The sequence below is a fragment of the Ahrensia sp. R2A130 genome (assembly GCF_000179775.1).
Lineage (GTDB): Bacteria > Pseudomonadota > Alphaproteobacteria > Rhizobiales > Rhizobiaceae > Pseudahrensia.
This window is the reverse complement of the sequence record NZ_AEEB01000029.1, coordinates 1-341: the sequence shown is the minus strand read 5'-3', so window position 1 is coordinate 341 and position 341 is coordinate 1. Positions and strand designations below refer to the sequence as shown.

Genomic DNA, 341 nt, shown 5'->3' with positions numbered 1-341 from the left:
CGAGTTGCAATTCACCCCCTCACATTGAGCACAAAGCAGGCTTCATTGAGTAGTTTTTAACACTTGTGTTGCATAGGCGGGAGTTTGCAATGCACCGTTTGGACACTCCAATAAGGCCGTCAAAGGGTTGATTGCAATATTCACACATAACTTTTGCCAGCGGACTTCAGCAATATCATTGGTGAGCTCAATGGGTTCAAAGTGTTGCATAAAGTAGTGGTTATATAGTTCTGTAACTTGCCTCCTAGCCTGTACATTACAGGCCCCTAACTGTGTAAGCCCTGGTCCTTTGAATATCACAGTATTATAATCAGGTTTCATCCCTCCCATTGATGTACTCA

General features: G+C 43.4%; 1 protein-coding gene. It reads right to left on the bottom strand.

The window, feature by feature from the left end; genetic code table 11:
* Window positions 1-42: 42 nt before the first annotated feature.
* Window positions 43-341: ketopantoate reductase C-terminal domain-containing protein (locus R2A130_RS18280; protein WP_211098069.1), on the bottom strand; the 299-nt coding region annotated here is incomplete at its 5' end.